At 62.3% G+C, this 22,446-nt stretch carries 17 protein-coding genes; 9 read left to right on the top strand and 8 right to left on the bottom strand.

Going from position 1 to position 22,446, the window contains the following annotated elements:
• Positions 1–15 precede the first annotated feature (15 nt).
• The 3 genes from ACIPSK_RS13390 to dnaG form a co-directional block, all read right to left on the bottom strand.
• Positions 16–744, bottom strand: a complete 729-nt coding sequence (locus tag ACIPSK_RS13390) for a class I SAM-dependent methyltransferase (protein ID WP_017965217.1) — start codon at positions 742–744, stop codon at positions 16–18.
• Between the two features lie 69 nt (positions 745–813).
• Entirely contained in the window at positions 814–2,682 is a 1,869-nt protein-coding gene (recQ, locus tag ACIPSK_RS13385; protein WP_162116567.1) for a DNA helicase RecQ, read from the bottom strand.
• Complete coding sequence (gene dnaG, locus ACIPSK_RS13380) at positions 2,682–4,691, bottom strand: DNA primase (protein ID WP_162116566.1); 2,010 nt, start codon at positions 4,689–4,691, stop codon at positions 2,682–2,684. Before dnaG ends, recQ begins: the two co-directional genes overlap by 1 nt.
• Positions 4,692–5,363: 672 nt before the next feature.
• Here dnaG and ACIPSK_RS13375 point away from each other — a divergent pair.
• Positions 5,364–6,254 carry a hypothetical protein gene (locus ACIPSK_RS13375; protein WP_162116565.1) on the top strand — a complete coding sequence of 297 codons (891 nt, stop codon included), beginning with the start codon at positions 5,364–5,366 and terminating at the stop codon, positions 6,252–6,254.
• Positions 6,255–6,257: 3 nt separating this feature from the next.
• Here ACIPSK_RS13375 and ACIPSK_RS13370 read toward each other — a convergent pair whose 3' ends face one another.
• Positions 6,258–6,713, bottom strand: coding sequence for a GatB/YqeY domain-containing protein (locus ACIPSK_RS13370; protein WP_065280775.1), 456 nt, complete (start codon positions 6,711–6,713; stop codon positions 6,258–6,260).
• A gap of 270 nt (positions 6,714–6,983) precedes the next feature.
• On the opposite strand from ACIPSK_RS13370, the gene carA reads away from it, so the two are divergent.
• Together carA and ACIPSK_RS13360 are read left to right on the top strand one after the other, a co-directional pair.
• Positions 6,984–8,189 (top strand): glutamine-hydrolyzing carbamoyl-phosphate synthase small subunit, encoded by a 1,206-nt coding sequence (carA, locus tag ACIPSK_RS13365; RefSeq protein WP_032985309.1) that lies wholly within the window; start codon positions 6,984–6,986, stop codon positions 8,187–8,189.
• A 228-nt stretch (positions 8,190–8,417) separates the two neighbouring features.
• Positions 8,418–8,738 carry an antibiotic biosynthesis monooxygenase family protein gene (locus ACIPSK_RS13360; protein ID WP_162116564.1) on the top strand — a complete coding sequence of 107 codons (321 nt, stop codon included), beginning with the start codon at positions 8,418–8,420 and terminating at the stop codon, positions 8,736–8,738.
• A 17-nt stretch (positions 8,739–8,755) separates the two neighbouring features.
• On the opposite strand, the gene ACIPSK_RS13355 is transcribed toward ACIPSK_RS13360, so the two are convergent.
• Positions 8,756–10,159: an MATE family efflux transporter gene (locus tag ACIPSK_RS13355; protein ID WP_162116563.1), complete on the bottom strand. Its 1,404-nt coding sequence runs from the start codon at positions 10,157–10,159 to the stop codon at positions 8,756–8,758.
• 142 nt (positions 10,160–10,301) lie between these two features.
• Positions 10,302–11,546: a TCR/Tet family MFS transporter gene (locus ACIPSK_RS13350; RefSeq protein WP_162116562.1), complete on the bottom strand. Its 1,245-nt coding sequence runs from the start codon at positions 11,544–11,546 to the stop codon at positions 10,302–10,304.
• Positions 11,547–11,939: 393 nt separating this feature from the next.
• Between ACIPSK_RS13350 and ACIPSK_RS13345 the strand changes: the two genes are divergently transcribed.
• The gene (locus tag ACIPSK_RS13345; protein WP_162116561.1) at positions 11,940–12,935 is read left to right on the top strand and encodes an aldo/keto reductase; all 996 of its coding nucleotides are present in this window, start codon (positions 11,940–11,942) and stop codon (positions 12,933–12,935) included.
• A gap of 56 nt (positions 12,936–12,991) precedes the next feature.
• Here the strand turns inward: ACIPSK_RS13345 and ypfJ are convergent, their stop codons facing one another.
• Together ypfJ and ACIPSK_RS13335 are read right to left on the bottom strand one after the other, a co-directional pair.
• Entirely contained in the window at positions 12,992–13,912 is a 921-nt protein-coding gene (ypfJ, locus tag ACIPSK_RS13340; protein WP_162116560.1) for a KPN_02809 family neutral zinc metallopeptidase, read from the bottom strand.
• 77 nt (positions 13,913–13,989) lie between these two features.
• Positions 13,990–14,520, bottom strand: coding sequence for a DUF2306 domain-containing protein (locus ACIPSK_RS13335; protein WP_162116559.1), 531 nt, complete (start codon positions 14,518–14,520; stop codon positions 13,990–13,992).
• A 47-nt stretch (positions 14,521–14,567) separates the two neighbouring features.
• Here ACIPSK_RS13335 and ACIPSK_RS13330 point away from each other — a divergent pair, with 47 nt between their 5' ends.
• The 5 genes from ACIPSK_RS13330 to ACIPSK_RS13310 all read left to right on the top strand — a co-directional run bounded on the left by ACIPSK_RS13330 (position 14,568) and on the right by ACIPSK_RS13310 (position 22,382).
• Positions 14,568–15,344: a LytTR family DNA-binding domain-containing protein gene (locus ACIPSK_RS13330; RefSeq protein WP_017965275.1), complete on the top strand. Its 777-nt coding sequence runs from the start codon at positions 14,568–14,570 to the stop codon at positions 15,342–15,344.
• A gap of 397 nt (positions 15,345–15,741) precedes the next feature.
• Positions 15,742–19,230 (top strand): carbamoyl-phosphate synthase large subunit, encoded by a 3,489-nt coding sequence (carB, locus tag ACIPSK_RS13325; protein ID WP_162116558.1) that lies wholly within the window; start codon positions 15,742–15,744, stop codon positions 19,228–19,230.
• A 138-nt stretch (positions 19,231–19,368) separates the two neighbouring features.
• Complete coding sequence (locus tag ACIPSK_RS13320) at positions 19,369–20,634, top strand: T6SS phospholipase effector Tle1-like catalytic domain-containing protein (protein WP_162116557.1); 1,266 nt, start codon at positions 19,369–19,371, stop codon at positions 20,632–20,634.
• A gap of 185 nt (positions 20,635–20,819) precedes the next feature.
• The gene (gene greA, locus ACIPSK_RS13315; RefSeq protein WP_017965278.1) at positions 20,820–21,296 is read left to right on the top strand and encodes a transcription elongation factor GreA; all 477 of its coding nucleotides are present in this window, start codon (positions 20,820–20,822) and stop codon (positions 21,294–21,296) included.
• A 27-nt stretch (positions 21,297–21,323) separates the two neighbouring features.
• On the top strand, positions 21,324–22,382 hold the full coding sequence (locus ACIPSK_RS13310) for a glycosyltransferase family 4 protein (RefSeq protein WP_162116556.1): 1,059 nt from the start codon (positions 21,324–21,326) through the stop codon (positions 22,380–22,382).
• Positions 22,383–22,446: the final 64 nt, after the last annotated feature.

Raw genomic sequence — 22,446 nt, 5'->3', positions numbered from 1 at the left:
CGCCCGTTTGTCTTCTCAGCGCTGAACCGCAATCAGCAGGAACATCGGCCGGTCCAGCTCCTCGGCCCAGTCTGGATTGTCTTGGAGCTCATCTTCGCTCGGGCTCCACTCCTCGACATGGCGAATGGCAAAACCGGCCGCGATCAAGGTGTTGAGCGTGGTGCCGAGCTTGCGATGCTGCTTGACGACACCCTTGGCGAGCCAGTCGGTGGTGCGCGGACCTTCGACGGAATAGCGGTCGAGCGGCCAGATGCGCCGCCCTTCGGCATCGGTGGCCCAGGCGGGATTGGTCGGCGCCATGAAGATCGGATGCTCGATGGTGAAGACGAATTGCGATCCCGGCAAAAGCGCGCGATAGACCGTCGCGGCGAGACCGGCGAAATCCTCGATATAATGCAGCGCCAGCGAGCTATAGGCGAAATCGAAGGAGGCTTGAGCAAGTCTGAGACGCTCGAGATCGGCGATCTCGTAGGTGATCGCTGCGTCAGCCGTATCGGCCCTCGCTCTGGCGATCATCTTTTCCGAGATGTCGAGCGCAAGCACGCTTGCAGCACCCTGGCTCACGGCAAAACGCGAAAACCAGCCGAAGCCGCAGCCGAGATCGACAACACGCTTGCCGGAAAGATCGGGCAGCAACGCGCGCACCGCCGGCCACTCCGATGCTCCGTCGAGCCCGTGCAAGGATCGTCTCATGCCGCTGTATCCGGCGAAGAATTCCGGTCGGTCGTAGATATTCTGGGCCATCGGCACTCCTCCCTTAAGAGCAGGAATACCATGCCCCCTCGTCCGATCTCAAGGATCAGACGGGTCCGCTCAGCCGTTGTCCTGCGCCAGGATGATCTCGAGGAAGGCATCGCCGTAACGTTCGAGCTTCGCCTGCCCGACGCCTGATATGGCGAGCAACTCCTTGCGGCTGCGAGGTCGCTCCGTGGCGAAGGCGATCAGCGTCGTATCGGGGAAGACGACATAGGGCGGCACGCCGAGCGATTTGGCGATCGCCATGCGCTCGGCCCTGAGCGCCTCGAAAAGACCGCCGTCTGCGCCTGACAGTCCCGATTTGCGTTCGCTGCGCTCTGCCTTCTTCGTGCGCCGTTCCGAGGCCGGGCGGTCCTTGCGGAAGAACACCTGCCGCTCGTGCTTGAAGACGGCGCGCGCCTCCGGCTCCAGCTTCAGCGCCCCGAAAGCCTCGTGGTCGACGCGGATCAGCCCCATGGCGAGCAACTGGCGGAAGACCGACTGCCAGGCGCGCGCCGGAATATCCTTGCCGGCGCCGAAGACCGGCATCTCGGCATGGCCGAAACGTTCGGTCTTTTCGTTGACGTTGCCGAGCAGGACATCGACGACATGGCCAGCGCCGAAACGCTCGCCGGTGCGGTAGACGGCCGCCAGCGCCTTGATCGCCGCCTCCGTGCCCTCCCAGGTCTCGACCGGCTTCAGGCAGGTGTCGCAATTGCCGCATTGTCCGGCATGCGCTTCGCCGAAATGGGCAAGAATTGCCTGACGGCGGCAGGAGGCGGTCTCGCAGATCGCCAGCAATGCGTTGAGCTTGGCGCGTTCGACCCGCTTGATCTCCGCGGCGGCGCTGCCCTCGTCGATCATCCGGCCGCGCTGGATGACGTCGGCCATGCCATAGGCCATCCAGACTTCGGACGGCAGGCCGTCGCGGCCGGCGCGGCCCGTCTCCTGATAATAGGCTTCGACCGAACCCGGCAGGTCGAGATGGGCGACATAACGCACGTTCGGTTTGTCGATGCCCATGCCGAAGGCGACGGTGGCGACCAGGCAAAGATTCTCTTCCTTCAAGAAGGCATCCTGATTGGCGTCACGAACCGCCCTGTCCATGCCGGCATGATAGGCACGGGCGCGAATGCCCTGGCCGTTCAGCCATTCCGCCGTATCCTCGACCTTGGCGCGCGACAGGCAATAGACGATGCCGCTGTCGCCCTTGTGGCCGGACAGGAACCTCAGCAGTTGCTGGCGCGGCTGGTCGCGCTCGACGATCTCGTAGGCAATGTTCGGTCGGTCGAAGCTGGTGGTGAAGATTTCGGCAGCATCGAGCCCCAGCCGCTCGATGATGTCGTCGCGCGTATGCGGATCGGCCGTCGCCGTCAGCGCCACTCTGGGAACACCGGGATATTGCTCGCCAAGCCGGCCGAGAGCGCGATATTCCGGCCGGAAATCATGACCCCATTGCGAGACGCAATGGGCCTCGTCGATGGCAAACAGCGCGATCTTCTCGTTGGCGATCAGCTCGCGGAAACCATCGGTCAGAATGCGCTCGGGCGTCACATAGAGAAGGTCGAGCTGGCCTGCCGAAAGCGCGCGGCGAACCTCGACGAACTCCTCGCGCGACAGCGACGAATTGAGCGCGGCCGCCCGGATGCCGAGCTGCTTCATCGCCTCCACCTGATCGCGCATCAGCGCAATTAGCGGCGAAACGACGATACCGACGCCGTCGCGGCAGAGCGCCGGGATCTGGAAGCACAGCGATTTGCCGGCACCCGTGGGAAAGAGCACGACCGCATCGCCGCCGGAAACCACATGCTCGACGACTTGCTGCTGCTTGCCGCGGAAGGAGGAATAGCCGTAGACCTGCTTGAGGATATCGAGCGGCGAGCGGCCGGAAGAAAACAGCGCGCCGGAAGCGGAAAAGCCCGGTTCGTTTCGTTCGGTCAGCGACATCAGTGGTTCGCCGCCCCTTTGACGCGGCCGGAAAGCACGCCGAAGCCATCGATGATGGCCTCCTGGTTCTCTAGGCGCACCCCTTCGAAATGCACTTCCTGCTGCGCGCGCATCAGCTGAACGATCGCCTCGCCGTCGCCGGCTTCGGTCGCCAGCGCGATTTCGCGCTCGAGCTCGATCTTCTGCCGGCGCAACGCCTTCGCCCGCTTGTGGGAGGCCAGCGCCTGGCGGTATCCCTCACGCGCATCCTCCATCGCCGCCTCCTCGGTCGCGATCCACAGCCGGGCATTGCGCACCTGCTGGTCGAGGCTCTTGATGAGCGGGCCGAAGCCTTCGAATTCCAGCCTTTCGGTCAGATATTCGCGTGTCAGATGCGGGCCGGCGACGGCCGCGGCCGCTCCCAGCATCGCCGACCAGAGCCGCTGCAACTCGCGGCTGTCATATTCGATCGCGGCGATCTCGTCATAATCGTCGATCATCAGCGAGGGATGATTGACGACGGTCAGCGCCAGCACGCTTTCCCGCAGTGCCGTATTGTTCTGGTGGCCACGCACCGGGCCTGAACGGGCGAGCCTTTCGGAAATGACGCTTGGACTTTTCGGCCCGGCCTTGCCGGCATTGTCGCGGCCCGTCCGGTAATTGCCGTTGCCGTTGAAGCCGGCGCGGCGATCGCCATTGTTGCGGTTCTGGAACTGCGGCTGGAAGAAGGCGTTCAGCCGGTCGCGAATATCCTGCTGGTAGTGGCGGCGCACATTCTCGTCGGCGATGACCGCGACCAATTGCTTCAGCCGCGCCTCGAGCTCGGCGCGCGCCTCGGGCGTGTCGAACTTGCCGGTATTGACCTCCCGCCTCCAAAGCATCTCGGAGAGCGGCTTTGCCTGGCTCATCACCTTGTCGAAAGGCGCGCGCCCATCATCGCGCACCAGATCGTCGGGATCCTTGCCGTCGGGCAGAAGCGCAAAGCGAACGGAACGGCCGGGCTTCAGATGCGGCAATGCCAGTTCGGCGGCGCGGTTGGCAGCGCGGATGCCGGCGCCGTCGCCGTCGAAGCAGAGCACCGGCTGCGGCACCATCTTCCAGAGCAGCTCGAGCTGGTTTTCGGTGAGCGCCGTGCCGAGCGGCGCGACAGCATTCTCTATGCCCGCCTGATAGAGCGCGATCACATCCATATAGCCTTCGACGGCGATGATCGTGCCGGTCGCATCGTCGTCCTGACCGTCGCCGCGGCCCGGTCCCTGGATCGCGCGCCGCGCGCGGGCGAAATTGTAAAGGACATTGCCCTTGTGGAAGAGCTCCGTCTCGTTGGAGTTCAGATATTTCGCCGGCGCATCGGCCGACATGGCGCGGCCGCCGAAAGCGATCACCTTTTCCCGCGACGAAAGGATCGGGAACATGATGCGGTCGCGGAAACGATCGTAGGAAACCGGCACGTTTTCATGGACGACCAGGCCGCAGGCCTCGATCTGCTCCTTGGAGACACCCTTGCCGGCGAGGAATTCCTTGAGCGCATTGCGACTGTCGGGCGCAAAGCCGAGACGGAAGGTCTCGATGGTGCGCCCCGTCAATCCGCGGTCGCGCAGATAGGCGCGCGCCCTCGCCCCGTTCGCCGTCTGCAGCTGATCCTGGAAAAATTGTGTCGCCATTTCCATGACGTCGATCAGCGAGCCGCGCTCCTTTTCGCGCTTCTCCATCACAGGGTCGGCAAGCGGCATCGGCACGCCGGCCATATCGGCGATCTGCTGCACCGCCTCGGGGAAGCTCAGGCCCTCCAGCTCGGTCAGGAAGCGGAAATGGTCTCCGGTGACGCCGCAGCCGAAGCAGTGGTAGCGACCCTTTCGGTCCTCGCAATGGAAGCTCGGCGATTTCTCGCCATGGAACGGGCAGCAGGCCCAGTAATCGCCGCGCGACACGTTGGTCTTGCGCTTGTCCCAGCTGACGCGGCGCGCAATCACGTTCGAAATCGGAACGCGATCGCGGATATCATCGAGAAAGGTGTTGGAAAAGCGCATTTATACCTCTTGGCCAACCTCCATATAAGCTGCTTTTCCGCTCCATGCCACGAAACTTGTCATGAAAACCCGCTATTCACAGGCTATGTGGCGGTCATCGGCGGTTCCGATTATCCAATCAACAACACGTTATCGCCCCCTGCGACAGGGTGCGACATTATTGTCCCTTCAGAGCCAGAATTCCGCCGTCAGAAAAGCTTCGGCAAGAGCGGCGGCATCCAACAGAGGTGAGAAAAAATATTTTTGAAACAATGGATTACCCCTTCAGATGATTGCGCCTCATCATCCTGCTCGCCACTTCCCGACAGTCCGCTTCGACGCCTCTTAAACCACCGTTTCCGGCAATTATTATTTTTTTGTAATTTGAATAAGCCGCTGCACCGCAATAGGTTCGATCTCAACAAAGCGATCCCCGAGCGAAGCACCATCCCTACCCCCGGCGCCGCTTCGCAAGGGTGTCTTTGCAAATACCCTCCGGCTTGGGCTTCGGCCCTGCGTGCCGGGGTGGACGCAAAGAGCAAGAAGGCAGGAGCGCCCCCAGCTCCTGCCTTCTTAAATTTTATGCTCTCTTGCGACGACTCTCCTTTTGAAATTAACCTCTTATTGACAAAACCGTTGACAGGCGGCGCTCGCATGAAAGATGGATGCGCCGAACTCCCTGGACCTCTCCAAATGGCTTTTACCGCGGACAATCTTGCAGCAGACGACCGCTTTCTCGCGGCCATCCTTCATTGCGCCGATCAGATGCTCGCCATCTATCGCGAGAGCCCGCGCATCGCCTCGATCTTCGCCGCGCAGCAGCGCTGGCTGATGGCCCATGCCGGCTTCGCGCTTCATTACGGTTATTCCGACGACGGGAAGAGCGGCGGCCTCTATTCCGGCCGCTTCATCGATTTTGCAGTCAGGAACGACATTGCCAGCCGCAACACGGCCGCGGCCTTCATGCAGGAAATGCTGGCCTATCGCTTCCTGCGACCGGTTCCCGGTCCCGATAAGCGCACACGTTACCTGGAGCCCACCGAAATTGCCGAGCAGCATTTCGCCCGATGGCTCGTCGCCCATATGATGATCCTCGACGGTCTCGACGGTGGTGAGCGCGCCAATAAGATCACCGCCGATCCCTCGGCGATGATGGCAGCGATCCAGCCGCTGATCGCAAGGGCGATCATCGGGAGTGAGGCGGTCCGCAATCCGGGCGCCACCTTCAACCTCTTCAACTGGGCGAATTCCGGCGGGCTGGTGATGGACTACCTGATCTCGCGCCTTCCCGAATTTCCAAGAACGGCCGATCGCGTCGTGCTCGGCCCTCTGTCGCTCAGGGAAATCCGCGAACAGTTCATGATCTCCAATACCCACCTGAAGCGCCTTCTGATGCAGGCAGCGACCATGGAGAGCATTGGCTGGACCGAACCCTCCCGCAAGGGCGACTTCTGGCTGTCGGCCCATTTCATCCGCGAATATTGGAATTATCAGGCGGCGAAATTCGCCATCATCGATGCCGCCGCCGAAGCGGTGCTCGGGCCTGCGGTCCGTGACGAACCGCAGGCAAGACGCGCCATCTGAGGCTTATCCGTTCAACAGTTCCTTGACCGTCGCCGACGCCTTGGCGAAATCCATCTGGCCGGCATAACGCTCCTTCAGCGCCGCCATCACCTTGCCCATGTCCTTGGCGCCCGCGGCACCCGTTTCAGTGATGATCGCCGAGACGTTGGCGCGCACTTCACTGTCCGAAAGTTGCTTCGGCATGAAATCCTGGATGACGGTGATTTCCGCGCGCTCCTTGGCGGCAAGCTCCGGCCGGGAATTCTCCTCGTAGATCTTGGCCGATTCGTCGCGCTGCTTCACCATCTTGGCGAGAATCTGCAGGATCTCGTCGTCGCTCGCCTGCTCCTTGCCGATGCCGCGATTGGCGATATCCCGGTCCTTGACCGCGGCCTGAATCAGCCGGACGGTGGAAAGCCGCTCCGCATTCTTGGCCTTCATCGCCTCTTTCAGCTGGGTGGCGAGTTGATCGCGCAGCATGGTCTTCACTCCTGTTTTGATGCCGCTTCATAAACCAGGCTGATGCGGGGGATCAAATAAATTGCGCGGTCGGCGCGATAAAGCGCAGGAAAACGGCGGCAATCTCGGCTACAAAGATTGACGCTAAGCGATTGCGTGGCTATTTACCGCCACCTGCACCAAAATTCGTGATCAGGCCTGAAGCGCGCGGCATTGCCGCGTCCACACGCCTGCGAGATCAAAAGGCGGCGAGCCGCGGCAACGCGCCCGCCTGCCGGAAACGGGATGAAGATGACCGCGACAGCACCCTGGACAATCGAAAAGCCGACCGCCCTGCTCGTTCTTGCCGACGGCACGGTCATCGAAGGCAAGGGCATCGGCGCCACCGGCAAGGTGCCGGCCGAAGTGGTCTTCAACACCGCGCTGACAGGCTACGAGGAGATCCTGACGGACCCTTCCTATCTCGGCCAGATCGTCACCTTCACCTTCCCGCATATCGGCAATATCGGCACCAATGATGAGGACATCGAGGATCTGACCCCTGCCGCCCGCCATGGCGCCGTCGGCGTCATCTTCAAGGCCGACATCACGGACCCCTCGAACTACCGCGCCGCCAAGCACCTCGACCAATGGCTGAAGGCCCGCGGCGTCATCGGTCTCTGCGGCATCGACACGCGCGCGCTGACCGCCTGGATCCGCGAGAACGGCGCTCCGAACGCGGTGATCGCCCACGACCCGAACGGCGTCTTCGACATCGAGACGCTGAAGGCCGAAGCCAAAGCCTGGAGCGGCCTCGAAGGTCTCGACCTTGCCAAGATCGCCTCGTCCGGCCAGTCCTCGCAATGGGTCGAAACGCCGTGGGTGTGGAATGAAGGTTACGGTGAACTCAAGGCGACGGACGCGAAATACCACGTCGTCTGCCTGGATTACGGCGTCAAGCGCAACATCCTACGCCTGTTTGCCGGCCTCGGCTGCAAAGTGACGGTCGTGCCGGCCGCAACGAGCGCCGAAGATGTGCTCGCCATGCAGCCGGACGGCATCTTCCTGTCGAACGGCCCGGGCGATCCGGCGGCAACCGGTGAATATGCCGTGCCTGTGATCAAGACGCTTGTTAAGACCGATATTCCGGTCTTCGGCATCTGCCTCGGCCACCAGATGCTGGGCCTCGCACTCGGCGCGAAAACCGAGAAGATGCATCAGGGCCATCATGGTGCCAACCACCCCGTCAAGGACCATACCACAGGCAAGGTCGAGATCGTCTCGATGAACCACGGCTTCGCGGTCGACTCGAAGTCGCTGCCGGATGGCGTTGAAGAGACTCATATTTCGCTTTTCGATGGCACCAATTGCGGCCTGCGCGTCCTCGGCAAGCAGGTCTTCTCCGTCCAGCATCATCCGGAAGCCTCTCCCGGCCCGCAGGACAGCCACTATCTCTTCCGCCGCTTCATCAACATGGTGCGCGAGAAGAAGGGCGAACCGGCGCTCGCCGAGCGCTGATTTCAAATAATGCCCATTTCCGAGGAAGGCCCGCTTGCAGCGCCGCGCGTCTTTTCAGATGCGCAAAGGACGCTGTAACACTTTGAATTTCTGCATAATTCATTAAATAAATTCCGATTTGAGGAATTATGCAGCAGCCGGGCCTTTTTCTTTACCCGCCTCTTGACCTCAGCTTAACTTGAGGAATTACAGATCTGCCTGCAGACATCTGATGCAGGAGAAAACTGGATGAGCGGACCTTTCTTTCGAGTAGACAAGTTCATCGTGCCGGCGGCGGCACGCGAGGAATTTCTCGTCAGAGTGATGATGACCCACAAGGTGCTGGAGGCGCAGGACGGCTTCATCGATCACAGGGTGCTGGAGCAGGTCGCCGGTCCGGGCGAATTCAATTTCGTCACGATTGCCGAATGGGAAAATACAGAGGTCGTCGAACGCGCGCGGGCCGCCGTCGCTGCGGCCCACAAGGCCGCCAATTTCGATCCGCAGGAAATGTTTGCGCGTCTCGGCATTCGCGCCGATATCGCCGGCTACAAGCCTGTCGCGGCCTGACCGCAGAGGCGGCCGGCTCAGGCGTGGGCCAGTTCCGCCTCCCGGCGAAGAAGAAGGTAGAAGCGCGCGCAGAGCATGACGGCGGCGGCCGCCAGTCCGACGAGGAAGCCGAACCAGATGCCGATGCCACCGAAACCCAGCGGGAAGGCAAAGGCCCAGGCGAGGAAGAAGCCGATCGGCCAGTAGGCGATCAACGCCATGACCATCGGCACGCGTGCGTCCTTGAGGCCGCGCAGCAATCCATTGGCAATCACCTGCAGCCCGTCGACGAGCTGGAAAAGTCCGGCAACGACGATCAGCGGCCCGGCATAGGCAAGCACCCTAGGCGCCTCGGGCGAGTTGACGTCGAGGAACCAGCTGCCGAGGAATTGTGGCAAGGTAGCAAAGAGCACGCTGCCGACCGCCGAAATGGCGCAGGCGAGGATGAGCACCGTGATCGAGCCGCGCACCAGCCCTTGATAATCGCCCTGCCCATGCGCGACGCCGACGCGCACCGTCGCCGCCTGGCTGAGGCCGAGCGGGATCATAAAGGCGATCGAGGCCCATTGCAGGGCAATGCCGTGGGCGGCGAGCTCGATGGTGCCGATATAGCCCATCAAGAGCGAAGCCACCGTGAACAGGCTGACTTCGGCGAGGATGGTGACGCTGATCGGGAAACCGAGCCGGATGACCTCCAGCAGCGCATGCCAGTCGGGCTTCCAGAACCGCACGAAGATCTCGTAGCGGCGCGTCTCTTCCCGCCGCTGCACGAAAGCCAGGATGAACAGGAAGCCGGCTGTCTGCACGGCGACCGAAACGATCGCCGCACCTTCGAGCCCCATCGCCGGAAAGCCGAAATGGCCGAGCACGAGCATATAGGCGAAAATCGCATTCATCACCAGCGTGGCGATGGTGACGTTGAGGATGATGCCCGCCTTGCCGATGGCGCTGACCAGCGCGCGCATGACATTGAAAAGCAGTGCCGGCAGCACGCCGAACTGGCCGATCATGATGTAGCCGTGAGCGAGCTTGGCCACCTCGGGCTTCTGCTGTGCGAAAAGGAGGATCTGCTCCGAATTGAAGAAGGCCGGCTGCATGATCACCCAGTATGCTATCACCACCCACAGACCCATGCGCAGCGACCGGCGCACCGAGACGAGGTCGCCGCGGCCATAGGCCTGTGCCACCATTGGAATGACGGCGATGGCAAAGCCCGAGCCGAAGATCAGGATCGTGAACAGGAACTGCGCCGCAAGCACCATTGCCGCCAGATGCTCGGCGCCGAGGCGGCCGACGATCATCACGTCGGTGGTGTTGATGCCGAGCTGGGCAAGCTGCGCGCCGATCAGCGGAACGCCGAGCGCCAGCGTGGCGCGGAAATGTGCGCCCCAACGATTATCGGTTGTCGGCGCAAGCCTGCGCGCGTCGATCGGCGTGTCCATGACACCAGTCCTGTGATTGAAATATGCGTCGCCGCAACTTGCGGCGAAATACCATCCGGGCTTAGATCAAAGCCCTGCAAAGAACTACCCCAAATGAGGCAGATGATGAAAAATTCATCATCGCATCACCATTTCTGATCGGTCAGCCCGTGGCTTCCAGCGCCTCGGCCGGCTCCCTCACCCGAACCCTTGTGAGGAATACCCCGGCGGCCAGAAGGATGAGCACGGCGGCCGTGAGATACGGCGCGCCGGCAAAAGTGACAGGCGCCTCGGGCCGCGTGAAGTAGGAAAACATCTGCGTGAAGATCAGTGGCCCGACAATGGTGGTGATGCTGCTGAGACTGGTCAGCGCGCCCTGCAGCTCGCCCTGCGCCGACGGCGGCACCATGCCGGCGGCGATGCTGCGCAGCGGCGGGTCGGCGACGTTTTCGATGACGGTCGCGACGATGACAACGTAAACCACCCAGCCCTCCCAGGCGAAGGCATAGCCGGTCAATCCTGCAGTTGAAAAGCAGAGGCCGAGAAGAGCGGTCTTCCACTCGCCGAGCACCGGCACGATCCGCGGCAGAACCAGCCCCATGACGGTCGCGGCGCCGATGCCGTAAATGCCGAGCGACAGGCCGATCTGTCCCTCGCTCCAACCGTAGCGATAGGTTGAGACGAACGACCAGACCGAGGGATAGACGGCATGCGCCAGGAAGAATAGGAACATGACGAGGCTGACCCAGCCGATGCCGGGATAATGGCGCATCTGGCGCAACGCGCCGAGCGGATTGGCGCGTTTCCATTCGAACCGGCGGCGGTTCTTCGCCTCCAGCGTTTCGGGCAAAAGGAAGCAGGCGGCGATGAAATTGACAAGCGACAGCGCAGCCGCGCCGAGGAATGGCACACGGGGGCCGAATTCGCCGAGGACACCGCCAACGACGGGGCCGATGGTGAAGCCGACGCCGAAGGCGATGCCGATCAGCCCGAAATTCTTCGCCCGGTTCTCCTCCGTGCTGATGTCGGCGATATAGGCCGAGCAGGTGGCGAAGCTGCCGCCGCTGATGCCGGCAAGCACGCGGCCGACGAACAGCATCCAGAAGCTGGTGGCGATGCCGCAGATGAAATTGTCGATCGCGAAGGTCAGCACCGAAAGCAAAAGGATCGGCCGGCGGCCGAAACGGTCGGACAGGTTTCCGAGCAGCGGCGCGAACAGGAATTGCATGCCGGCATAGACGAGCATCAGCCACCCGCCGTCGATCGCCGCATCGCTGACGCTGCCGCCGGTCAGTTGCTCCAGATAGGCGGGCAGCACCGGCATGATGATGGCGATGCCGATAATGTCGAGGAAAAGGATGATGAAGACCAGGAAAAGGCCGCGGCGAACAAATTTCGGGTCAAGCATGAGGCATCTCTACAGCGGTTGGTCCTGAAAAGACGATCTCGTCGCCGAGAAAGTGACATAGCTCAGAAAAGAAACCGAAACAATCCGTGAACATTTCAAAGCTTTTGATAATGCTGTACGGGAATTTATGAGAGATCTCAACCGGAGGGCGCGCGCTGCCGTTCCAGCTTCAGAAAATCGAGAGCCGCCCAGCGGATCGGGCAACGCGTTCTCTTGCAATCGCCGCGACGGCATCCAGATCACAAGAGAGACCGGTCATTGTGCATTCCCCCGCACAGCCTGTTGATACTCTCCGATTATCGCCCGAATGCGAAAGCGGTAGAACGGCAGCATCGATGACGACGCCCGGCGCGGATATGCGATCGCGCCGCGGCGCAGAAGATGGAGAAGACAATGCAGACCTATCGTTTGGGAAAGACCGGACCCGATGTCTCGGCCATCGGCCTCGGCTGCATGGGCATGTCGGGCATGTACGGCCCGTCCGATCGCGCAGAAAGCATCGCGACGATTCATGCCGCCCTCGATGCCGGCATCAACCTGCTCGACACCGGCGATTTCTACGGCATGGGCCATAACGAAATGCTAATCGGCGAGGCATTGAAGGGCCGCAGGCGCGAAAACGCCGTCATCAGCGTCAAGTTCGGCGGCTTGCGCGATCCCGTCGGCGGCTGGAACGGCATTGACGCCCGCCCGGTCGCGGTGAAGAACTTCCTCAGCTATACGCTGCAGCGCCTCGGCGTCGACTATATCGACATCTATCGTCCTGCCCGCCTCGATCCGAACGTGCCGATCGAAGACACGGTCGGTGCCATCGCCGACATGGTCAAGGCGGGTTATGTCAGGCATATCGGCTTGTCGGAAGTCGGCGCCGATACCATCCGTCGCGCCGCCGCTGTCGCCCCGATCGTCGACCTGCAGATCGAATATTCGCTGATCTCGCGCGGCATTGAGGAGAAGATCCTGCCGACGACACGCGAACTCGGCATCTCGATCACCGCTTACGGCGTGCTCTCGCGCGGCCTGATCAGCGGCCACTGGCAAAAGGGCCACGGTGGGACGGCCGGCGATTTCCGCGCCTACAGCCCGCGCTTCCAGGAAGGCAATATCGAGCAGAACCTCGCTCTGGTGGAGAAGCTGCGTGAGATTGCCGAGGCAAAGAGCGTCTCTGTCGCCCAGATCGCCATCGCCTGGGTTGCCGCCAAGGGCAAGGATATCGTCCCGATCATCGGCGCTCGCCGCCGCGATCGATTGACGGAGGCGCTCGGCTCACGCGCCGTCGATCTTTCACCGCAAGATTTCGCCATCATCGAACGCGCCGTGCCGAAAGATGCGGCCGCGGGTGGGCGTTATCCCGAACACATGCTGCAGCATATGGACAGCGAGAAATAAGGACGGATCGGGAGGGCCGCGATGAGTGTTGTGCCATGCGCCCTTCCTCTCCACTCCTAAATCGGCCCGGAGAACGTATCGCAGGCCGACAACTGGCCGCTGTCGAAGCCACGCTTGAACCATCTGACGCGCTGCTCCGAGGTGCCGTGGTTGAAGCTTTCCGGGACGACGTAACCCTGTGACCGCTTCTGCAGCGTATCGTCGCCGATCTGCTGGGCGGCGTTCAGCGCCTCCTCCAAGTCGCCGGACTCCAGCAGGCCCTTCTGCTGGGTATATTTGCCCCAGATGCCGGCGAAGCAGTCGGCCTGCAGCTCGACGCGCACGGACATCTTGTTGGCCTCGGCCTCGCTCATGCGCTGGCGGGCCTGGTTGAACTTCGGCAGGATGCCGAGCAAGTTCTGCACGTGATGGCCGACCTCGTGGGCAACGACATAGGCCTCGGCAAAATCGCCCGACGCGCCGAACCGGTCGGAAAGCTCCCGGAAGAACTCGGTGTCGAGATAGACCTTGTGGTCGCTCGGGCAGTAGAACGGACCTGTTGCCGCCGATGCCGAGCCGCAGGCCGAAGCCGTCGAGCCCGAGAACAGCACGAGGCGTGGCTCCTCGTAATTCTGGCCCTGCGCCTGGAAAATGCGCTGCCAGGTATCTTCGGTCTCGGCAAGAACGGTGCGCATGAAGGCGGTCATCTCGTCATTGGCAGGCGTGCGCGTGCCGCCGGACTGGCTCTGCTCGTAGCCGGGACCGCTCGTCGTGCCGCCGGTATCGAGCACCTGCATCAGGTCGATACCCATCGCCTTGAAGATAAAATAGATGACGACGAGGAAGATGATCGTGCCGATGCTGAGGCCACCGCCGGCCCGGCGAACGCCGCCGCCGGAGGGGAAATTAAAGCCGCCGCCGCGGCCGAAACCGCCGCCGGTCGGATCGCCACGGCGATCCTCGATATTGTCGGACTGACGCCGGCCTCTCCATTCCATCTTCGCTCTCCCCGGCAATGCCCCTGCTTGCACTCAAGCAATCTATATATCCGTCGGCGGCCGGAATTCCAGCGACTTCATCGGGCAATCAGGCGCTCGCGTCGGCGACGCAGCACGATTGCGATCAGGATCGAGCCGGTCACCGCCGCAGCAAGGACAGCCGGCCATTCCGCGCCGGTGAAGATGACCGTATGCATGATCCGGCCAGGCAGGAAAGTGAACAGCCCGGCAAGGACGATGCCGCCGAAATAAAGGCCGGTTACGATGCGCTTGTGCAGGCGGATATCGCCGCGACGAGCCGCCGCGATCGCATTCCAGCTGCCGAACAATGTTGCAATCGACAGAAGATGGATCGGGCTGAACCCGTAGAACAGATCGAGCTCATGAATGAAGAAGCTCGACATCGCCGTGACAATCATCAGCGCCATCCAGATCCTGCCGAGCAGCCGGTGCAGTGGCGTGCCTTTGGGGCGCAGCAGGATATAGGCGCCGAGAAGTGCTGCCGGCGTAACCGCGGCGACATGGATCTGAACGGCGAACGGGGCGTCGAGGAGCGGTTCGAGGGTCATGAGCGACATCCGGTTGAATTCGATCCCTGTTTCCGCCAAGACTTCATCTGCCTCAAACCGAACCGCGCGAACGGCAGGAAAACTTCGTGATTCATCCCTTCTTGCAATCCACGCTTCGCGAATTGCAGGTCTTTCTCCAATCCCGGCGCTTCTGGGGAACCTTTGCCGCGATCGTTCTGCTTTTTGCCGTCACCGGCCCCTACGGCACGATGGAAAGCATGGCCTTCGCCGAACGCCTCGCCTATTGGCTGACCCTGCATGCCGTTGCCTGGGCGATCGCCATCCTCTGCGCGGTTGCGGCCGAAAGACTGCTGCGGGAGGTGATCGTTTCCATGTTCGCCCGCATGATGACGGGTTCGCTCATAGCCGCCCTGCCGATCGGTTTTGCCATCGGTCTCGTCGACTATATCTTCACCGGCGAAACGACCACGCTCGAAAGCGGCCTGCAGCGCGCGTTTTTTGCGGTGCCGCTCTGCGCCCTCTTCTGCCTTTTGACCTACATGGCGATGAGCCAGAAAATCGCCGAAGCCGCAGTTCCTGAGGAAGCCAGCCCCGGCACCTCGATCCTCGACCGGTTGAAGCCCGAGAATCGTGGCCCGCTGCTGCGCCTCTCCGTCCAGGATCACTATACCGAGGTGGTGACCGGCCGCGGGCGCGAACTGATACTCTTACGTTTCGCCGATGCGCTGAAGGAAACCGCCGCAACGCCGGGCCTTCGCGTCCATCGCTCGCACTGGGTGGCCGACGACCATGTCGAAAGCCTGAAACGCGACAATGGCAGGCTGCTGATCTTGACCCGCGACGGCACGAAAATCCCGGTCAGCCGCAGCTATGCCGAGGATGTGCGCCGCCGCTTCACCTAGAACAGGATGGCTTTAGGCCGGGTCGGCCTAAAATCTGAATCCTGTTCTACATTATATAGTTGAGCATGATGTCGTCCGAAAACCGCTCACACTTTTCGGCATCATGCTCTAAAGCCGCTGCTTCACATAAAGACGACGCGCCAAGCGCTTGACGGGACTCCCGCTTTCCCCTTGGGGAAGCAGGGCGGCGGCGAAATCCGGGAGGTGGTCGTGCCTGACGGGAACAGTCTTTCGTGCTGTGTTGGATTCCTGTCGATTCCGCGATTTATGGGGTTCCGTTTGCAAATACATTTGCCTATAAGCCGCTTCTAGCCTGAAAAGACCCAGCATGCGCGACCCGACCCGGTGATCTCCCACCCTGGCCGGCTTTCTGCGCAGCCAGAAAACGGAAGCACTCATGCCGAAGCGCCAAGATATCAAATCGATCCTCATCATCGGCGCGGGACCGATCGTCATCGGCCAGGCTTGCGAGTTCGACTATTCCGGCACCCAGGCCTGCAAGGCGCTGAAGGAGGAAGGCTACCGCGTCATCCTCGTCAACTCCAACCCGGCGACGATCATGACCGATCCGGGTCTTGCCGACGCCACCTATGTCGAGCCGATCACCCCCGAAGTCGTCGCCAAGATCATCGCCAAGGAGCGCCCGGATGCGCTGCTGCCGACCATGGGCGGCCAGACGGCGCTGAACACCGCGCTTTCGCTGAAGCGCATGGGCGTGCTCGACCGCTACAATGTCGAGATGATCGGCGCCAAGCCCGCCGCCATCGACATGGCCGAGGACCGCGCGCTGTTCCGCGAGGCGATGGCCCGTATCGGGCTGGAAACCCCACGCTCGATGCTGGCGAACGCCACCGACATCAAGGACCTCGACCGCAAGACGCACGAGGCCGAGCGCGTCAAGCTGCGTGAAAGCCTTTCCGGCCCCGCCCTCGACACGGCGCTGGACGAGCTGGAAAACCAGTGGAACCTCGGCGAAAGCGACCGCAAGCAGCGTTACATGAGCCATGCCATGGCGATTGCTGCCCAGGCGATCGACCATGTCGGCCTGCCCGCCATCATCCGCCCCTCCTTCACGCTCGGCGGCACCGGCGGCGGCATCGCCTACAATCGCTCGGAATTCTTCGAGATTGTCGGCGGTGGTCTCGATGCCTCGCCGACCACCGAAGTGCTGGTCGAGGAATCGGTGCTCGGCTGGAAGGAATATGAAATGGAGGTCGTCCGCGACAAGGCGGACAACTGCATCATCATCTGCTCGATCGAAAACATCGACCCGATGGGCGTCCACACCGGCGATTCGATCACCGTCGCCCCGGCGCTGACGCTGACCGACAAGGAATACCAGATCATGCGCAACGCCTCGATCGCGGTGCTGCGCGAGATCGGGGTCGAGACCGGCGGCTCGAACGTCCAGTTCGCCGTCAATCCGAAGGACGGCCGCCTCGTCGTCATCGAAATGAACCCGCGCGTCTCGCGCTCGTCGGCGCTCGCCTCCAAGGCCACAGGCTTCCCGATCGCCAAGATCGCCGCCAAACTCGCGATCGGCTATACGCTCGACGAACTGGAAAACGACATTACCGGCGGCGCCACACCCGCCTCCTTCGAACCGTCGATCGACTATGTCGTCACCAAGATCCCGCGTTTCGCCTTCGAGAAATTCCCCGGCGCCTCGCCGGTGCTGACCACCGCGATGAAGTCGGTCGGCGAAGTCATGGCGATCGGCCGCACCTTCGCCGAATCGCTTCAGAAGGCGCTGCGTGGCTTGGAAACCGGCCTGACCGGCCTCGACGAAATCGAGATCCCCGGCTTTGAAGAGGGCGAATCCAGCCAGAACGCCATCCGCGCCGCGATCGGCACACCGACGCCCGATCGGCTCCGCATGGTCGCCCAGGCGCTGCGCCAGGGCATGAGCGAAGCCGAAGTCCACGAAGGTTGCAAGATCGATCCCTGGTTCATCGCCGAGCTGAAGGCGATCGTCGAGATGGAGGCCCGTATTCGCGAGCAGGGCCTGCCGCAGGATGCCGCCAACCTGCGCATGCTGAAGGCCATGGGCTTTTCCGACGCGCGCCTGGCGACGCTGACCGGCAAGCGCCCGAAGGAAGTCGCCGAATTCCGCAACGGCCTGAACGTCCGCCCCGTCTTCAAGCGCATCGACACCTGTGCGGCCGAATTCGCCTCGCCGACGGCCTACATGTATTCGACCTACGAGACGCCCTTCGTCGGCGCCGCCCGCTCGGAGGCCGAGATTTCCGACCGCAAGAAAGTCGTCATCCTCGGCGGCGGCCCGAACCGCATCGGTCAGGGCATCGAGTTCGATTATTGCTGCTGCCATGCCGCCTTCGCGTTGAAGGATGCGGGTTATGAAGCGATCATGATCAACTGCAACCCGGAAACCGTCTCGACCGACTACGACACGTCGGACCGCCTCTATTTCGAGCCGCTAACGGCCGAAGACGTGATCGAGATCCTGCGGGCAGAACAGGAAAAGGGTGAGGTCGTCGGCGTCATCGTCCAGTTCGGCGGCCAGACGCCGCTGAAGCTTGCCGAGGCGCTGGAAAAGAACGGCATCCCGATCCTCGGTACCGCGCCCGACATGATCGACCTTGCCGAGGACCGCGACCGCTTCCAGAAGCTGCTGATGAAGCTCGACCTCAACCAGCCGAACAACGGCATCGCCTATTCGGTCGAGCAGGCCCGCATGGTCGCCACCGAAATCGGCTTCCCGCTGGTCGTGCGTCCCTCTTACGTGCTCGGCGGCCGCGCCATGCAGATCCTGCATTCGGAAGGCCAGCTGCAGAGCTACCTGCTCGATACCGTGCCTGAACTGGTACCTGAGGATATCAAGCAGCGCTATCCCAACGACAAGACCGGCCAGATCAACACCCTGCTCGGCAAGAACCCGCTGCTCTTCGACAGCTATCTCAGCAACGCCATCGAAGTCGATGTCGACTGCCTCTCAGACGGCACCGACGTCTATGTCGCCGGCATCATGGAGCACATCGAGGAAGCCGGCATCCATTCCGGCGACAGCGCCTGCTCGCTGCCGCCGCGCTCGCTGTCGGTCGAACTGCTCGACGAACTCGAACGCCAAGCCAAGGCTATGGCCAAGGCGCTCAATGTCGGCGGCCTGATGAACGTCCAGTTCGCCATCAAGGACGGCACCGTCTACGTTCTCGAAGTCAATCCGCGCGCCTCGCGCACCGTGCCCTTCGTCGCCAAGACCATCGGCGCGCCGATCGCCAAGATCGCCGCCCGCGTCATGGCCGGCGAGAAACTCGACGCCACCTTCGCCGCCTATGGTGAAAAGCCCGATCCGCGCAAGCTGAAGCACATTGCCGTCAAGGAAGCCGTCTTCCCCTTCGCCCGCTTCCCCGGCGTCGACACGCTGCTCGGCCCGGAAATGCGCTCGACCGGCGAAGTCATCGGCCTCGACACCGATTTTGCGCTGGCCTTCGCCAAGTCGCAGCTTGGCGCCGGCGTCGAGCTCCCGCGTGACGGCACGGTCTTCGTCTCCGTGCGCGACGCCGACAAGCCGCGCGTTCTCCCGGCGATTCGCATCCTCGTCGAACAGGGATTCAAGGTGCTGGCGACCGGCGGCACCGCCCGCTTCCTCGCCGAAAACGGCATCACCGCCACCAAGATCAACAAGGTGCTGGAAGGCCGTCCGCACATCGAGGACGCGATCCGCAACCGCCAAGTCCAGCTCGTCATCAACACGACCGATGGCAACAAGGCGATCTCGGACTCCAAGTCGTTGCGCCGTGCGACGCTGATGCAGAAGGTGCCTTATTACACGACGATGGCAGGCGCCGAGGCCGCCGCCCAAGCGATCAAGGCGCTGAAGGCCGGCAATCTGGAAGTGCGGCCGCTGCAAAGCTACTTCGCCTGAGATCGGTCCACAGGCGGGCGCAGCGCGCGCGCCTGCTCCTGTCCCGAATTCGAATGAGAAACAAGGCGCGGCCTTCGCGCTTCGTCCGATGCACATCTTTCGCGATCATGTTAGCATTCCCGCAAACAGGGGGCGAGCATGAGCAAGAATATCGTCATCCTCTTCGATGGCACGTCGAATGAGATTGCGGCGGACCGCACCAATATCCTCAGGCTTTTCGGCGTTCTGAAACGTTCGTCGACGCAAATCGTCTACTACGATCCCGGTGTCGGCACATTTGGCGCGGCCAATGCCTGGTTCAGGGCCTATCGCAAGAGCATCGAAGTCTGGGGCCTGGCGACCGGGTGGGGTCTCGACCAGAACGTCAAGGAAGCCTACCGCTTCATCGTCGACAATTATGAGCACGCGCCACGCGGCAGCGGTGAGGATAGCGACCGAATCCATATCTTCGGCTTCAGCCGCGGCGCCTATGGCGCCCGGGTTCTCGCCGGCTTCATCCATGCGCTGGGCATCGTCAGCCGGCACCATGTCAATCTCATCGATTATGCCTACAGGACCTACAAGGGCATCTCCGACAACGAAGCGAAGGCCGGCGGCTTCGCCGGCGCGACCGACGACGATGCTCCATCGGCCTTTTCCAGCATGCGGCTCTATGAAAGGACGCTGAAGACCTACCGGCCGAAGATCAAGCTGCTCGGGCTTTTCGATACCGTAGCCTCGGTGATCGAGATGGGCAAACGGCTGCCGCAGCTAAGGACCCTGCCCTTCACCAGGAAGAATCCTAGCGTCGAATGGGTGCGCCATGCCATGGCAATCGACGAGCGGCGGACGATGTTCAACCCGATGCCCTGGACGCCGGGGCAGGAATATTGGGGCGGGCCATTCCGGCCGAAGGAGCCGGTGCCGCAGAACGTCAAGGAAGTCTGGTTTGCCGGCGTCCACGGCGACGTCGGCGGCGGCTACCCGGAAAAGGAAAGCGGCATCATCAAGATCCCGCTCGAATGGATGATCAGTGAAACCAAGCAGACCGGCCTCGACTATATCGACCAGACGGTCAAGGCAGTCGTGCTCGGGAACAACAGCAGGCCGATCCAGAACTACGTGCCCCCGAACGCGCAAGCCAATCCGCACCATTCGATGACCGCCGGATGGCGGCTTCTCGAATATATTCCCCGCCGCGTGCCCGAAACCTCCTGGCGCAAGCGCGGCAACAGGGAAGGGATCTACCTGCCGCTCCAGGATCGCCGTTTCATTCCTGACGGTGCGGTCATCCACCAGTCGGTGATCGATCGCGGAAATCTGTCCCCGAACCTGCCGCGGCAGGGAAGCTTCACGATAGAGCCATGGTCGGACCGCCCACCGGCCAAGGATGGGCCGGACCATCCGCCTCCTGCACAATTTTGAGGCGCATCACCTGATGTTGGGGCGGGCCGCGTTTCTTTCATGCGAATTTTCTGGAAATCGGCCTTGGCGATCTGCTATAAGCGTCCGACTAAGATTGTGGCACGGTTCCGAAGCTCCCCTTCGGGACCTGTTTTCTTTTGTGTTCGCCGCTGATTGTGCGGATACAAGGATTGAAGGACAGAAAAATGGTTGAAAAGGTACCGATGACACAGGGCGGTTTCGTCAAGCTGCAGGAAGAGCTGCGCTGGCGCCAGCAGGAGGAGCGCCCGCGAATCATCGAGGCGATCGCCGAAGCCCGTGCCCATGGCGACCTTTCCGAAAACGCCGAATACCACGCCGCCAAGGAAGCCCAGAGCCACAATGAAGGCCGCATCAGCGAGCTGGAAGACCTGACGGCGCGCGCCGAGGTCATCGACCTCACCAAGATGTCGGGCGACAAGATCAAGTTCGGCGCCAAGGTGAAGCTCGTCGACGAGGACACCGAGGAAGAAAAGACCTACCAGATCGTTGGCGACCAGGAAGCCGACGTCAAGGCCGGCCGCATCTCCATCTCTTCGCCGATCGCCCGAGCGCTGATCGGCAAGGAAGTCGGCGATTCCATCGAGGTCAACGCGCCGGGTGGCTCCAAGGCCTACGAAATCCTTCAGGTTTCCTGGGGCTGATCGCCCGCCAGCCGCGAGATCCCTCCCTTGCCGGATATTCGTGACGTCGAGATCATCGCGCCTAATTTCAAGCGCCGGCTCTCCGGCGTCACGTCGACCATCGTCCAGCTCATCCCGTGCCAGATTCGGCTCGGCATCAAGATCGCGACACTCGGCCCCGGCCTGCCGGAGGACCTGCCGAAACTTAAGGGACGGCAGCTCTTCGGCCTCTGGCGCCCGCCTGCGCGCCGGCGCGGGCGTATCTGGCACGCTCGCCGCAACAACGAGATGGCCGTCGGCATCCTGCTTCGCCATCTCACGCGCATGCCGCTGAAGCTTCTCTTCACCTCGGCGGCGCAACGCCGCCACACCGCCTATACGAAATGGCTGATCCGCCGCATGGATGCTGTCATCGCGACCAGCGACCGTTCCGGCTCGTTCCTCGAGGTGCCGCATACGGTCATCCAGCACGGCGTCGACCTTGCTCTGTTCCATCCGCCGGAAACCGCAGAGGACGGCATCGCCGCCACCGGCCTGCCCGGCCGCCATCTCATCGGCTGCTTCGGCCGTGTGCGCCACCAGAAAGGCACTGATCTTTTCGTCAGGGCGATGATCGAACTGCTGCCGCAGCACCCCGAATGGACGGCCGTCGTCTCCGGCCGCGTGACCGCGGAGCATGCGGCATTCGCAGACAGTCTCAAGGTGGATGTCGCCGCCGCCGGGCTGAGCGACCGTATCTTCTTCCTCGGCGAAGTGCCTGACATCAAGGTCTGGTATCGCCGCCTGACGCTTTACGTCGCCCCTTCCCGCAACGAGGGCTTCGGCCTGACGCCGCTCGAAGCCATGGCTTCGCGCACCGCGGTGGTGGCATCGGATGCGGGCGCCTATGCCGAACTCATCGTCACGGGCGAGACAGGCTCGGTCGTCGCCGCCGGCGATGGCGAAGCGCTGACGCGGGCAATCGCGCCTTACATCGCCGATCCCGCTCTGGCGATCGCGCATGGCGAGAATGCGCTGCGGCATGTCAGGGCGAATTTCGCGCTGGAGAAAGAAGCGAGCGCGATCGGCGCCGTTTACAACAGCCTTCTCGGCGACAATCGCAGTTGAAGCAGAAAAGAGAAACGGCCCGTCGGATAACGGGCCGTTTGCAGGATGTTGGGACACCGATAGT

This window comes from Rhizobium sp. LARHSG275, assembly GCF_052871115.1.
Note: the sequence above shows the minus strand (reverse complement) of the source record. Positions and strands in the feature narration are given on the sequence as shown.